This is a genomic window from Novosphingobium sp. ZN18A2, from assembly GCF_036784765.1.
GTDB lineage: Bacteria > Pseudomonadota > Alphaproteobacteria > Sphingomonadales > Sphingomonadaceae > Novosphingobium.
Window position 1 is genome coordinate 432663 of the sequence record NZ_CP136651.1, and the last position, 13637, is coordinate 446299.

Consider the following 13637-nt stretch of genomic DNA (forward strand, 5'->3'; position numbering starts at 1 on the left):
TTGTATTTCATCTAAATCCGACATATGTACGGTTTATCCGAATGAGAGAACCAGTCAAGGAGACCGTCATCGTGCAGACCGAAACAACCTATCGCAACCAGCCCGCATGGAGCCGCATCCAGTCGCACCTCCCGGAGCGCTACCGGTTTGCAGAAGCCGACCTTCCCACCGAAGAGACGTGGAACTGGCGCGGCCACCGCATCCACCTCGACCGCTATTACCGGCCCGATGCCCCGGCCCGCGTGGTGCTTTTCCACGGTGTCGGCACCAACGGGCGCCAGATGTCGACCATTCTGGGCCACCCGCTGGCGCAGTCGGGAATAGAAACCGTTTCCGTCGACATGCCGGGCTATGGCGTGACCGAAGTCGCGCCGGGCGCGAACGTGACCTATGACGACTGGGTCCAGGCCGGCACCGATTTCGTCGAGGCGGAACTGGCCCGCGATCCGCGACCGATCTTCCTCTATGGGCTGAGCGCGGGCGGGATGCTGACCTATCATGTCGCCAGCCGCAGTCGCGCGCGCGTTTCCGGCATCATCGGCATGACGTTCCTCGACCTGCGCAACCGCGATGTTGCGCTGGGTGCGACGCTTACTCCGTGGCTCGGCCGCATCTCGCTTCCGTTCCTCGGTCTGGGCAAGCTGCCGGGCCTGCGCGCGCTGAAGCTGCCGATGCGACTGGTGGGCAAGATGCACAAGCTGGTCAACGACAAGGCCACCATGCGCGACATGCTGAAGGACGGAACCTCGGCCGGAAACTGGGCAAGCCTTTCCTTCCTGCAGGATTTCATGACGCCGCAATTCGATGTCGAGCCCGAGGATTTCGACGTCTGCCCCGTGCTGCTGACGCAGCCGGCGGAAGACCGCTGGACCCCCTTGTGGATGGCAACCTCGTTCCTCGATCGTATCCGGCGGGTGCCCGTGCAGCAGGTCATGCTCGAGAACGCGAGCCACTATCCGATCGAGGAACCTGGACTGACGCAGATGCACGATGCGGTGCTCGGCTTCATCCGCCAGACCCTGGGCAAGGCGGACGTTCCGGTGCAGGCGGTGGCGTGATCCTTGTCGCACCCGGCTTGTCGCAAGGCAGGCCGGGCGCGACAGGCCCGGCAATATCGCAACCGCGATTTCAACGCCCTCGGCACTTGACCTGACGGCGCTGCGGCGCAATGCCGGTCGGCGCACAAGGACGTTAACCGGGCGATTAAGACAGGTTGACGTTTACGTAAACGCCAAGTATGCGGCGCACCAGCCGTTCAAAACACATACCGGAAAGGCCTGAAGCACATGAAAGCCCTGGTCTGCGTGAAGCGCGTGATCGATTACAACGTAAAGCCGCGGGTCAAGTCCGACGGCACGGGGGTTGACCTCGCCAACGTCAAGATGAGCATGAACCCGTTCGACGAGATCGCGGTGGAGGAAGCCATCCGCCTGAAGGAAAAGGGCGTGGTGACCGAAATCGTCGCGCTCTCCATCGGCCCGGCCAAGGCGCAGGAAACGCTGCGCACCGCGCTGGCGATGGGCGCGGACCGCGCGATCCTGGTCCAGACCGATGACGAGGTCGAGCCGCTCGCTGTTGCCAAGATCGTGAAAGGCGTGGCCGAAGAGGAAGAGCCGGGCCTGATCATCACCGGCAAGCAGGCGATTGACGACGACAGCAACCAGGTCGGCCAGATGGTCGCCGCGCTGATGGGCCGTCCGCAGGGCACCTTCGCCAACGAAGTGACCGTGGAAGGCGATTCGATCGTCGTGAAGCGCGAGATCGACGGCGGCCTGGAAACGGTGAAGCTGGCGCTTCCCGCCGTGGTCACCACCGACCTTCGCCTGAACGAGCCGCGCTATGCCTCGCTGCCCAACATCATGAAGGCGAAGTCAAAGCCGCTCGCGACCAAGGCACCGGGCGATTACGGCGTGGACACCGCGCCGCGCCTCAAGACCCTGAAGGTCAGCGAACCGCCGGTACGCAGCGCGGGCATCAAGGTGCCCGATGTCGATGCGCTGGTCGCCAAGCTCAAGGAAATGGGAGTCGCCTAAGGGCGAAGCCCGTCAGTCCTGAAGGGATACAATACCATGAAGACGCTTGTTTGGGTCGAACACGACAACGCCTCGGTCAAGGACGCCACGCTGGCCGTTGTGACCGCCGCATCGAAGCTGGGCGAAGTGCACCTGATCGTCGCCGGTTCCGGCTGCGGCGCGGTGGCGGAAGAAGCCGCGAAAATCGAAGGCGTGGGCAAGGTCCACGTTGCCGACGATGCCGCTTATGCCAACGCGCTCCCCGAAAACGTCGCGCCGCTGATTGCCGACCTGATGGGGCACCACGACGCGTTCCTCGCGCCCGCCACCACCACCGGCAAGAACATCGCGCCGCGCGTCGCCGCGCTGCTCGACGTGATGCAGATTTCCGACATCCTGTCGGTCGAGGGCGAGAAAACCTTCACGCGGCCCATCTATGCGGGCAACGCCATCGCCACGGTCGAATCGAGCGATGCAAAGCTTGTCATCACCGTGCGCGGCACCGCTTTCGCCAAGGCGAACCCCACTGGCGGTTCGGGCACGGTCGAGGCGGTATCGGGTCCGGGCGATGCCGGCACCAGCAGCTTCGTCGGCAGCGAACTCGCCAAGAGCGAGCGCCCCGAACTCACTAGCGCCAAGATCATCGTTTCGGGCGGCCGCGCGCTGAAGGACGCGGACACCTTCAAGGAAGTGATCTTCCCGCTCGCCGACAAGCTCGGCGCGGGCGTGGGCGCCAGCCGCGCGGCGGTAGACGCGGGCTACGTGCCCAACGATTATCAGGTCGGTCAGACCGGCAAGATCGTGGCGCCGGAAGTCTACATCGCGGTCGGCATCTCGGGCGCGATCCAGCACCTTGCGGGCATGAAGGATTCCAAGACCATCATCGCCATCAACAAGGACGAGGACGCGCCGATCTTCCAGGTCGCCGACATCGGCCTGGTGGCGGACCTGTTCAACGCCGTGCCGGAACTGACAAGCAAGCTCTGACGCGCGTTACAGCGAACGAACAACGAAGGGGCCTCGCGGCAACGCGGGGCCTTTTCCGTTGGACCTTGCTTGGCGCTATAGTTCCAACGTCAAAAACCTGGTGAACGGGTCGCCTGCGCGGTAGTTCGCGAACGGGCCGCATTCCACAAAACCCTCGCTGCAATATAGCCCCAGCGCTGGCTCGAAGGCCGGTCCGCTGCCCGTTTCAAGGCTCACCCGCGCATAGCCTCGGGCTCTTGCGACGTTTAGCAAGTGGCGCAGTATCGCGCGGCCTGCACCCTTGCCGCGATATTCGGGCGCGGCGCGCATGGATTTCAGTTCGCCGTGGCGCGGGTCCGACTGCTTCAACGCTCCCATGGCCGCCAGCGCATTGCCGTCCCACGCGGTGTAGAACGATACTTCCGGCGCCAGCAGGTGTTCCACGGGCAGCGCATGGATCGATTCGGGGGGCGAGTGTTCGTGCATCGCGCCAAGGTGAAGCGCGACCAGTGCGCGCACGGCGTCACGTGAGAGATCGTCGCGTTCGATGCGATAATCGGTCATTCGATGCGTTCCCAAACCGGTTTCATCTGCTATCGCTTCGCGCCATGACCCAGGCAAGCAAGAAGCGTTGGAGCATCGCGATTCACGGCGGGGCCGGATCGATGCGTCCCGAAATCATGGATGAAGCCCTGCAGGCCGAATACAAGGCCGCGCTCGATACCGCGCTCGATGCCGGGATCGCGGTGCTGGAGAAGGGCGGCAGCGCGATGGACGCGGTGACGGCGGCGGTGATCGCGCTTGAGGACGACCCGCATTTCAACGCCGGACGCGGCGCGGTGTTCACATATAACGGCGTCAACGAACTGGACGCGGCGGTAATGGACGGGCGCACGCGCGCCGCCGGTGCGGCATCGGGCCTGCGCCACGTTAAGAACCCGGTCACGCTTGCCCGCACGGTGATGGAGAAGGGGCCGCACGTGTTCCTTTCAGGTGCGGGGGCGGAAGAGTTCGGCCGCGACCACGGCATCGAAACCTGCGATCCGGATTGGTTCGCCACGCCCGAACGCTGGCGCCAGTTGCAGGAATTGAAACAGAAAAAGCTCGGCTGGTTCGACGTGGACCTGAAATACGGCACCGTGGGCGCTGTCGCCTGTGACGCGCAGGGCCATGTCGCCGCCGCCACCTCCACCGGCGGGCTGACCGGAAAACGTTGGGGCCGCATCGGCGATTCGCCGGTGATCGGCGCGGGGACTTATGCAGATGACCGCTCCTGCGCGGTATCGGCCACCGGCGCGGGCGAGTTCTTCATCCGCGAAGGCGTGGCGCACGAGATCGGCGCGCGGATGCGGCTGGCAGGCGAAAGCGCGCAACAGGCGGCCGATACGGTGATCGGCGAAGTCGGCGCGCTGGGCGGAGATGGCGGCGTGATCGTTGCCGCGCCCGACGGCTCCACCGCGTTCGCCTTCAACACGCCGGGAATGTATCGCGGCCGCGCCGACAACGCGGGCTTGCGAGAGGTCGCGATTTTCGCGGATGCCGGCTGACATTTGACTCCCTTGGTTAACGGGCGCACACCACGCCCGCCCCGAAGCCGAGAGAGAGAACGGGTTGCCCCGACTTTCGAGGTGAATCGAACGGACGAACGCTTGGTGATTCGTCCGAACAAGGGGAATAGCGACATGAAGATGTACAGGATGGCGGCCGGTGCCGCCCTTGCCTTTGCCCTTATGTCCGGCAAGCCGGCCATGGCGGACGACTGGCCGTTCGAGCCGGGGCAGTATATCGAGGTGGCAATGATCTCGGTCGATGACGGGCATGACCTCGACTATGCGAAGTTCCTTGCCAACACCTGGCGCAAGTCACAGGAATTCGCGAAGAGCAAGGGCTGGATCAGCAGTTACGAAGTCGACTGGAACGTTTACAAGCGGCCGGGCGAGCCCGACTATTACCTGATCACCCGCACAGCGGCGCTTCCCGATGCGGCAGAGCAGCAGAAGCGCAACGATGCCTATACCGCTTATATGAAGATGACCGACGCCCAGTTGCAGGCGGCATCGGGCGATCGGGCCACCTATCGCCACGTTATGGGATCGACCTTGCTGCAGGAAGCGGTTTTCAAGGACCAGTAGGCCCTGGCCTCTGGAAAGGAGCGCGGCGTGCGCTCTCGGATCAACTGGCCGGTCAGCTGAACTTGTCGGCTTTCCGGTTTCCGAAGCGCATGCCGCGTTCCAGCCGCGCGCGAAGCTGGGTGTAATAGGCTTCCAGGAAAGCGTGTTCGTTCCACGGGGGTTCGCGCCCCAGCTTGGCCGCGATGGTATCGGCCACTTCGCGCATCGCGTCCTCGCGGCCCGCGCGCAGCACGCGTTCCAGCACCTGAAGCTCGTATTCGCCATAGATCGCCAGTTCGCGCTCTTCGAAGCGCAGCCCTGCCGTTTCGGGGGCGGGGGCCGCGTCGGCGCGGACGGACATCGCCTGTTGCAGCTTGTGGCGCGGGGCTTCCACCACCCATGTCCCGGCAATGATATCGCCGCAGCGCAGCCGGTCGCGGTTGAAGAACGGGAAGAACACGAAAATCGCGAACCACGCGAAGCCGGCCCAAGCGGCAAGCTGCGTATCGCCGCCGTCAAACGATCCCGCCACGAACACCAGCGGCATGAACAGTTCGATATCGCGAACGATATTGCGCGCGATCACCGCTTCGGTCGTCAGGCGCCCGCCGTCCCGGCTGGCGACGCGCAGCCCGGTGATGCGCTTGCCCGGCGTTGCGCCGCGCGGCCCCAGTTCGAAGAACAGGAACCATGCGTTGCGGAACAGGAACATCGTGACGATCCAGATTACCGCAAGGAACTGGATCGCGTGGTCGACCACGCGCTTCGACCCATCGAGATCCTTGTTCAGCCGGATGCCCATCGCCCCGGCAAGCGAAGCCAGCGCCCAGGTGCTAAGCCCCATCGCCACTGTTATCAGGAACAGGTCGATCAGCAGCGCCGCCGCCCTGTTGCCGCGCCGCCCCAGCACGAAGCGCAGCGGCACACCCTCCGGCGTTACCAGCGTCCGCACACGGTCATCCCCCATGCGGGCAGAGCGCGGGGTGCGGGCGGTCGCGGAAGCCATCAGGCAGCCTCTCCCACGTGGCGGTCGCGCCGCCAGAAGAACAGGTATCCGGTCCAGAACACCAGCATCGCCGCGCCGATGGCCAGCCGCCCGAAAGTATCGTCCACAAGCTGGCGGGCAAAGGCTTCCAGCATCGCCGCCACGATCAGCATCAGTACCACGCCGGCCATGACCTGCGCGGATCGCCGCCCGGCCGCGGCGGCGGCGGTCAGCACGGATTGTTCGCCGGGGAAGGCCATCGCGCGCCCGATGTGGACGCCCGCCGCGCCTGCCAGCAGGATCGCGTAAAGCTCTGTCGTGCCGTGAACCGCGATCCAGCCCGAAAAATCGAACAGCAATCCCTGCCCGTCATACAGCCACAGCATCGCGCCAAGCGTCGCGGTGTTCTGCACCAGCAGCATCAGCGTGGGCAGGCCGAAGGCGAAGCCCAGCGCGAAGGCCAGGATCGATACCTGCGCGTTGTTGCTGAACAGGAAGGCGGAAAACATCGCCAGCCCGCTTTGCCCCTGGTTGCCGAATATCGTGGCTTCCAGCGTCTTGCGACTTGCCCCCGGAACCCGCGCGTCGGCGAACTGGGTGGGCACCAGCGCATAGTACCAGTCCGGGTTCGACCGCACGAGCAGCCAGCCTACCAGCACGCCCGCCACCATCGTTACCAGCGCGATGGCGATATCCATCTTCATCGCGCGCACCGACGCCCCCCATCCGCCGCCCAGGAAACGGCGGAACCAGATCAGGAGCGATGCGCGCGGCCCATAGACCTGGAACCACGCGCGCTGCACCAGCGCCTCCAGATAGTCGAGCGTCGCCACGTCGAGCGACATCTCGCGCGCGATGGCAAGGCTTGAGGCGGCGTTGCGATAAAGCGCGGGAAGCGCCAGCAGGTCTTCGTCGGAAACGCGGCGCAAACGGCCTTTCTCCATGCGCGAGACGATGTCTTCCAGCCGCCGCCACTCGCCTTCGCGTTCGAGGCGGAAACGGTCGGACCGCAAGGAAGCCTGCGCAGCCGGGGCGACCGTTCGTTCGGCCCTTGAGAACCAGCCGGTAACGCGTTCGGCAATCGTGCTCACCCGATGCTTCCTTCGCGCTTGATCGAAAGATAGGCGTCCAGCAGCCGCGTACCCACCTGCTGCCACGGCGCTTCCACCACGCGCACGCCAAGGTGGCGCAGGCGTTGCAACACGATGGCGCGCTGGCGCTGGAGGGTGGAGGCGGTAACCGACATGGCGACCGCCTGGAGGCCGTCCGGCTCTCGCCCCGCGATATCGGCCAGTTCCGCGTCGGCAAGAACCACGAAGATGACAAGGTGCCGGTCAACCAGCCGGCCCACGCTTTCGATCATCAGTTCCGCGCTGGTGGGATCGGTGAAATCGGAAAACAGCACGATCAGGCTGCGCCGCTGCAAACGTGCCGAAAGGTCGGACAGCGCCAGCGTGAAGTTGGGCTCCTCGGCATGATAGTCCAGCCCGGAAGCGGCGCTTTGCAGGCGGTGGAAATGGCGGCTTCCAGAAACGAAGGGCGTTGCAACGCCCGGCCGCGCGGCAAAGCCGAACAGAGCCACGCGGTCCCCTGCGCGCAGGGCGACATAGGCGGTGGTCAGTGCCGCCGTCACCGCGCGGTCTATGCGCGGCAGCCCGTCCACCGGTTCGCACATCGCCGCGCCGCAATCGAACGCGAACACGATCTGGTTGTTGCGCTCTGTATCGAATTCCTTGGCGAAAAGGCGTCCGTGCCGGGCGGATGCCTTCCAGTCTATGCGTCGGCGGTCCATGCCCGGTTCGTAATCGGCCATGGCCTCGAACTCTGTGCCTTCGCCGCGGATGCGCCGGGCGATCAGGCCGAATTGCGCATCGCGCAGGAAGATTTGCAGCGCCGGGCTTTTGACCGGAGAGATGTCGGGCCAGACGCGGATCGCACCATCCACCGGTCGGCTGGCGGTGCGCGTGGCAAGGCCCAGCGGGCCGGTCCATTTCAGCCATACGCGGTCTATCGTCCCGGAGCCGCGCCGCAAGGGCACCACCGCCGCGCTGCCGCTCCACGCGCCGTGATCGGGGGCAAGCGGGAATGCGACGCTTCCCTCCGCGTTCAGCCGCGTGTCGACACCTACCGCGGCGACCGGGGCGTCGGTGCCATAACGTCCGGCCAGTTCGGCCAGCACGGAAATCCGCGTTTCACGCCCCACGTCGCAATCGCCGGGCGCGATCAGCCGCAAATCTTCCAGCCGGCCCGCGAACATCGCATCCAGCAGGACCAGCAGCAGCAACGCTCCGCCCAGCGCGGGCGCGACGATCCACGCCGCGGGCGCCAGCGCTCCGATCAGCAGCGCGACCGGCGCGAAACCGGCAATCAGCACCGTCGCGCGCAAGCTGGGCCTGAAGGCGGGAAGGGCGGGCATCGCGCGCGTTACCTTGGGGCTTCGGTCTCAGCCACAAGGTCGGCGACGATTGTCTCCACCTCCTTGCCCTCGATCTCGGCGGCGGGGCTGAGCAGCATGCGGTGGCGAAGGACCGATGCGGCCAGTGCCTTCACATCGTCGGGTATCACATAGTCGCGCCCGTCAAGTGCCGCCCGTGCGCGCGCCGCGCCCGCCAGCAGCACGGCGGCACGCGGGGATGCGCCGACAACAAGGTCCGCATTGTCGCGCGTCGCGCGCACCAGCCGCACGATATAGCCCGTTACGCTGTCCGACAGCGTGACCGATGCGATGGCGGCGGAAGCGGCGGCAATCGCATCGGCGCCCGCCACGGGCGCAAGGCCCAGTTCGGCGGGGCTCTGCGCGCGCTTGCCTTCGCCATACATCGTAACGATCCGCGCTTCCTCCGCCTCGTCGGGATAAGGTACCAGCAGCTTGAACAGGAAGCGATCCAGTTGCGCCTCGGGCAGGGGATAGACGCCCTGGCTTTCGATCGGGTTTTGCGTGGCGACCACCATGAAGCGCGGCGGCAGCGGGTGGATTTCACCGTCCAGCGTCACGCGGCGTTCCTGCATGGCTTCCAGCAGGGCGGCCTGCGTCTTGGGCGGGGTGCGGTTGATTTCGTCCGCCAGCAGAAGTTCGCGGAAGATCGGGCCGCGCGTCAGCGTGAACTCGCTGGTCTGGAAGTTGAACAGGTTCGATCCCAGGATATCGCCCGGCATCAGGTCGGGCGTGAACTGGATGCGCCCGAAGTCCAGCCCCAGCGCTGTGGCAAAGCACTGGGCAAGGAAGGTCTTGGCGGTGCCGGGCGGCCCTTCCAGCAGAACGTGGCCCGATGCGAAAAGCGCGATCAGCAGGTGATCGAGTACATCGGCCTGCCCTACGACGGCCTTGCCCACTTCGGCGCGGATCGCCTGTGCCAGCGCGCGCACCTGGTCCAGCGCGGCGGCGGAATCCTGCGGTTCGTTCACGTAAGTGCCCTTTCGATGGAATGGAGCGCGGCCGCGCGGCGCGCGACGTCCTGCGATGTGCGCGCCGCGCGCATTTGCGCGGCGGCGCTGGAAAAGCTGGGGCCATCGATGCCGCGCGCCTTCTGCACGCGGTCTATCGCCGCCTCGATCTCGCCCGCGTTGCGCCCGCGCGCAAGGCCCAGCGCGGCGGCGATCCTGTCGCGCGCGGCATCGGCATAGGGGGCGGCGACCAGGTGGATGCGCCCGGCCCGGCGGATCAGCCCCGCGCTGTTGGTGACGAGCGCAGCCTTGCCCGCTGCAATGGGCCGGGCCGGCGGGCGCGGCGGGCCGAAGCGGTTGAACGCCCGCCAGCCGACCGCAAGCGCGGCCAGCAGCAGGCAGATCGTCGCCGCAAGGAAGGGCGGCCGGAACGCAAGGTCAAGCAGGTTGCGGCTGTTGCCAAGGCCGTTCAGCGTCAGGTCGAAGGAAACGGGCTGCACCGCGCCGTCCTGCGCGGCGGCGATCAGGCGCTGCGCCATCAGCGCGGTCTGCTCGTTCGCCAGCCCCCAGTTATCCAGCAGGTCGGGCTCGAAAACGAAAATCACCGGATAAAGGTTGGTATCGTCGCCCCCCGTGGTCCTGGGGATGCCGGCAAAGGCATTCAGGTCGGGGTAGTATCCCCGGTCCGCGACATAGGCGGCCAGCACGCGTCCGTCGCCTGCGCGAACCAGCGGGACAAGATGCCTGCCTTCGCCCGAAAGCACCTGCGTCTCTGCTGGCAGCGGACCGCTGGCACGGGCCGTCCGCCAACCCGTTTGCGCCTTGTTGTGCGGGCCGCCGATCGTAACGGTGATGTCGTCGTAAAAGCCTCTCCATGTCGGGGCGCCCGCGCCGGCCAGCGTCACCCAGCCGCGCTTCGCCTTCTCGCCGTTGTTCTTCATCGCGAACCACTTGGGCGTGACGATCAGGGTAGAGCCGATATAGCGCCTTCGTCCGACGATCCGGTCCAGTTCCCGCCCGTCGGCATCGGGCGGGGGGGTCAGCACCAGCAGGCCGTTATCCGCCAGCCGGCGATTGTTGCGGATGCGGCGCACGTCTTTGCCTTCGGCCTCTATCATCGCGGCAAGGCCGGCAAAGCCGTTCAGCCCCTTGCCCGCCACGTGCCCGCCGCCGTTATTGCCGCTGCCGCCCGTGCCCTCCGCCATGAAATAGAGCAGCGCGACGAAGGCGAGCACGCCGACAAGCACAAGGCCGATCACCGCACGGCGGCTGAACGCGGCGGGGTTCGCGGTCATGCGGCGCCCCCGGGACTGGCCGCTGCCAGGTCGGCAAGTGCGAAATCGGCATAGGCGTCGCGCGCCCTTTGCCAGTCCTCGCGCGAAAGGCCGTGCAGCGCGAACAGGCTGCGCTCGACTTCGGCGGCGATCACCGCGAAGGCAACGCGCGCGCGCGATGGAAGCTGTTCGATCCGCCCGATTTCGCGCGCGGTGCTGGACGGCGCCAGCCATTCGGGCCGCGTATCGGCAATGTGGCCGACGCTGCGCTGGAGCAGCAGGTGCGCGGCTTCGGCAAAGCGCCCCTCCGCCGCCAGCCGGTCCGCGTCTTCCAGCAGGGCGCGCGCGGCGCCGTGGCCGGGCGTCCATTCGCCCTCCGCCGCATCCGGCGCGGCCTTGCGACGGGCGAGCAGCCAGGGTTTTGCCAGCATCCACGCGATCCACACCGCGCCCGCGCAAGCCAGCAGCGCCAGCGCGATCTCGATTCCGTTCCAGTGCGCGCCGACCGCGCGCATCAGCGGGCCGAACAGCCATTCCAGAAACTGGCCCACCGGCTTCAGCAGGTCCGCCAGAAAGCGCCCGATCGCCTGCAGCCATTCCGGCCATTGCGGCGGCGTGTCGGCCTTGTCGGGCACCGGAGCGAACTGGATGTCGTTCATGTGACGCATCGCCCGCCAGGCGGCTTCGCTCCCGGCGGTGGATTTCGCATCAATGGCAGCGTCGATGGCGCTGGTCGTGGCGGTCACGAACGGTTGGTTGCATGGCAAGGGTTACGAAACAAGCACCGCCTCAACCCATTGCGGATATTTCCGCGCGCCTGTGCCTGCCGTGCCCGGTGACGCGGCTGGTGACGCGCGTCGTTCCGGCTCAGGGCCGGGCGCGTTCCTGCGGATAGGTGCCCAGTATCCGCAAGTCCTTGCAGTGGAACGCGAGTTCCTCCAGCGCGCGATCCACCGCCGGATCGCCCGGTGCGCCCACGATATCGGCGAAGAACGCCGTCGCGGCGAAACTTGCGCCCCGCTGGTAGCTTTCCAGCTTCGTCATGTTCACGCCGTTGGTCGCAAACCCGCCCAGCGCCTTGTAGAGCGCGGCGGGGATGTTCTTCACTTCGAACACGAACGTCGTCATCGCCGGGCCGGTGATCGTGGCGGGATCGCGCGGCTCCTTCGCCAGCACCACGAACCGCGTCATGTTGTCGGCCGCATCCTCCACGTGGTCGGCGATCACGTCCAGCCCGTAAAGCTCCGCCGCGATCTTCGGCGCGATGGCCGCAAGCGCCGGGTCGCCCAGTTCGGCCACATAGGCGGCCGCGCCGGCGGTATCTGCATAGCTCATCGGCACGATCCCGCGTTCGCGCAGGAAAAAGCGCGACTGGCCCAGCGCCTGCGGATGGCTGTAGGCGCCCTTGAACGGCCCCGGACCGCTGGCCATCAGCGCGTGGTGGATTTCCATGAAGTGCTCGCCCACGATCGAAAGACCGCTTTCGGGAAGCAGAAAATGGATATCGGCCACGCGGCCGTGCTGCGAATTTTCAATCGGGATGATCGCGCAGCCCGCTCGCCCGTCCTTCACCGCTTCCAGCGCATCCTCGAATGAAAAGCACGGCAGGGGCAGGGAATCGGGCAGCGCTTCCATCGCCGCGCGGTGCGAATTGGCGCCGGGCGCGCCCTGGAACGAAACCGTGCGTGAGGGATCGGCCGCTGCCGCGGCGGCCATTTGTTCGACAAGGCGCAGGGCCGGGGCCGGAAAACTGTGCATCGCGGGCCGCTTAAGGGCGCCTCTCGCAACCGGCAAGTCCCAAACGCCCTTGCGCGATAGCGGGGGTCTCATTAGAGCGTGCAAAAATTCGCGCGGGGCCGGCAAGGGGCCGGAGGGACGCAGAGGGGCTGTAGATGGACGACCGTTTCAACACCATCGCCGGGTGGACGCTGTTCGGCGGGATCGTGGCTTTGGGTCTTTCGACCCTTTCGAGCCATTATTTCGAGGCCGATAAGCATCACCGTCCGGAAACGATGGGATATGCGATTGCCGGGGTCGAGGCTGAAGGCGGCGGGGCCGCCAAGCCTCTGCCGCTTGCCAACCTCCTGGCGCAGGGCGACGTGGCCAAGGGCGAAAAGATTTTCGCCAAGTGCAAGGCCTGCCACACCATTGATCAGGGCGCGGCCAACGGCATCGGCCCGAATCTGTGGGGCATCGTGGGTGACAACAAGGCCGAAGGCCGCGGCGGCTATGCCTTTTCCGATGCGCTGAAGGCGGTCGGCGGCAAGTGGACGTTCGACGATCTCAACAAGTGGCTGACCAGCCCCAAGGCCTTTGCCGACGGGACGAAGATGACCTTCGCCGGCATCTCCGATCCGCAGGACCGCGCCGACGTGATCCTGTACCTCAATTCGATGGGATCGAACGAACCGCTTCCCGCGCCCGAAGCCATTCCGGCGGCTGGTGACGAATCGGGCGGCGAAAAGGCCGTGGCGGTGGTCGGCGATCCGGCGAAGGGCGAAAAGGTCTTCGCCAAGTGCCGTTCGTGCCACACGATCGACAAGGGCGGCGCCAACGGCATCGGCCCGAACCTCTATGGCGTTCCGGGTGAGCAGATCGCCAACTCGGCCGATCGTGGCGGTTTCGCCTTCTCCGACGCGTTGAAGGCGCACAGCGGCGACAAGTGGACCGAAGCGAACCTGGACAAGTGGCTGACCAGCCCGAAGTCTTTCGCGGACGGCACGAAGATGACGTTTGCCGGCCTGCCCAAGGAGCAGGACCGCGCCGATGTGATCGCCTACCTCAATTCGCAGGGCGGCAGCCTGACCCTGGGCGGCGGAGACGCGGCCCCGGCGGCGGACGCGGAGAAGAAGTAAACGCGCGCGCCGAAAGGCACGATTACGCAAAAAGGGCCGGGAAGCACTGC

Annotated in this window: 13 protein-coding genes and 2 pseudogenes; 7 read left to right on the plus strand and 8 right to left on the minus strand. The window is 66.2% G+C overall.

The window, feature by feature from the left end:
* The first annotated feature begins 71 nt into the window (after nucleotides 1-71).
* From RXV95_RS02175 to RXV95_RS02185, 3 genes are all read left to right on the plus strand, one after another.
* The gene (locus RXV95_RS02175; RefSeq protein WP_338467390.1) at nucleotides 72-1058 is read left to right on the plus strand and encodes an alpha/beta hydrolase; all 987 of its coding nucleotides are present in this window, start codon (nucleotides 72-74) and stop codon (nucleotides 1056-1058) included.
* 228 nt (nucleotides 1059-1286) lie between these two features.
* Nucleotides 1287-2033, plus strand: coding sequence for an electron transfer flavoprotein subunit beta/FixA family protein (locus tag RXV95_RS02180; RefSeq protein ID WP_338467391.1), 747 nt, complete (start codon nucleotides 1287-1289; stop codon nucleotides 2031-2033).
* 36 nt (nucleotides 2034-2069) lie between these two features.
* Complete coding sequence (locus RXV95_RS02185; RefSeq protein ID WP_338467392.1) at nucleotides 2070-2999, plus strand: electron transfer flavoprotein subunit alpha/FixB family protein; 930 nt, start codon at nucleotides 2070-2072, stop codon at nucleotides 2997-2999.
* A gap of 75 nt (nucleotides 3000-3074) precedes the next feature.
* Here the strand turns inward: RXV95_RS02185 and RXV95_RS02190 are convergent, their stop codons facing one another.
* Nucleotides 3075-3542: a GNAT family N-acetyltransferase gene (locus tag RXV95_RS02190; protein WP_338467393.1), complete on the minus strand. Its 468-nt coding sequence runs from the start codon at nucleotides 3540-3542 to the stop codon at nucleotides 3075-3077.
* A 44-nt stretch (nucleotides 3543-3586) separates the two neighbouring features.
* Between RXV95_RS02190 and RXV95_RS02195 the strand changes: the two genes are divergently transcribed.
* A complete protein-coding gene (locus RXV95_RS02195) occupies nucleotides 3587-4525 on the plus strand; it encodes an isoaspartyl peptidase/L-asparaginase (RefSeq protein WP_338467394.1) in 939 nt (312 codons plus the stop codon).
* Between the two features lie 135 nt (nucleotides 4526-4660).
* The gene (locus tag RXV95_RS02200; protein WP_338467395.1) at nucleotides 4661-5110 is read left to right on the plus strand and encodes a hypothetical protein; all 450 of its coding nucleotides are present in this window, start codon (nucleotides 4661-4663) and stop codon (nucleotides 5108-5110) included.
* 52 nt (nucleotides 5111-5162) lie between these two features.
* Here the strand turns inward: RXV95_RS02200 and RXV95_RS02205 are convergent, their stop codons facing one another.
* From RXV95_RS02205 to RXV95_RS02235, 7 genes are all read right to left on the minus strand, one after another.
* A complete protein-coding gene (locus RXV95_RS02205; protein ID WP_338467396.1) occupies nucleotides 5163-6095 on the minus strand; it encodes an RDD family protein in 933 nt (310 codons plus the stop codon).
* Nucleotides 6095-7165, minus strand: coding sequence for a stage II sporulation protein M (locus RXV95_RS02210; protein WP_338467397.1), 1071 nt, complete (start codon nucleotides 7163-7165; stop codon nucleotides 6095-6097). Before RXV95_RS02210 ends, RXV95_RS02205 begins: the two co-directional genes overlap by 1 nt.
* A complete protein-coding gene (locus tag RXV95_RS02215) occupies nucleotides 7162-8490 on the minus strand; it encodes a DUF58 domain-containing protein (protein WP_338467398.1) in 1329 nt (442 codons plus the stop codon). The genes RXV95_RS02210 and RXV95_RS02215 overlap by 4 nt, the downstream gene beginning before the upstream one ends.
* 8 nt (nucleotides 8491-8498) lie before the next feature.
* Complete coding sequence (locus tag RXV95_RS02220; protein ID WP_338467399.1) at nucleotides 8499-9479, minus strand: MoxR family ATPase; 981 nt, start codon at nucleotides 9477-9479, stop codon at nucleotides 8499-8501.
* On the minus strand, nucleotides 9476-10753 hold the full coding sequence (locus tag RXV95_RS02225) for a DUF4350 domain-containing protein (RefSeq protein WP_338467400.1): 1278 nt from the start codon (nucleotides 10751-10753) through the stop codon (nucleotides 9476-9478). Before RXV95_RS02225 ends, RXV95_RS02220 begins: the two co-directional genes overlap by 4 nt.
* Nucleotides 10750-11478, minus strand: a complete 729-nt coding sequence (locus RXV95_RS02230; RefSeq protein ID WP_338467401.1) for a hypothetical protein — start codon at nucleotides 11476-11478, stop codon at nucleotides 10750-10752. Before RXV95_RS02230 ends, RXV95_RS02225 begins: the two co-directional genes overlap by 4 nt.
* A gap of 121 nt (nucleotides 11479-11599) precedes the next feature.
* Nucleotides 11600-12490 carry a prephenate dehydratase gene (locus tag RXV95_RS02235; RefSeq protein ID WP_338467402.1) on the minus strand — a complete coding sequence of 297 codons (891 nt, stop codon included), beginning with the start codon at nucleotides 12488-12490 and terminating at the stop codon, nucleotides 11600-11602.
* Between the two features lie 134 nt (nucleotides 12491-12624).
* On the opposite strand from RXV95_RS02235, the pseudogene RXV95_RS02240 reads away from it, so the two are divergent.
* Together RXV95_RS02240 and RXV95_RS02245 are read left to right on the plus strand one after the other, a co-directional pair.
* A pseudogene (locus tag RXV95_RS02240) lies at nucleotides 12625-13173 on the plus strand (cytochrome c family protein); the annotation flags it as partial.
* A 108-nt stretch (nucleotides 13174-13281) separates the two neighbouring features.
* A pseudogene (locus RXV95_RS02245) lies at nucleotides 13282-13587 on the plus strand (cytochrome c family protein); the annotation flags it as partial.
* Nucleotides 13588-13637 lie beyond the last annotated feature (50 nt).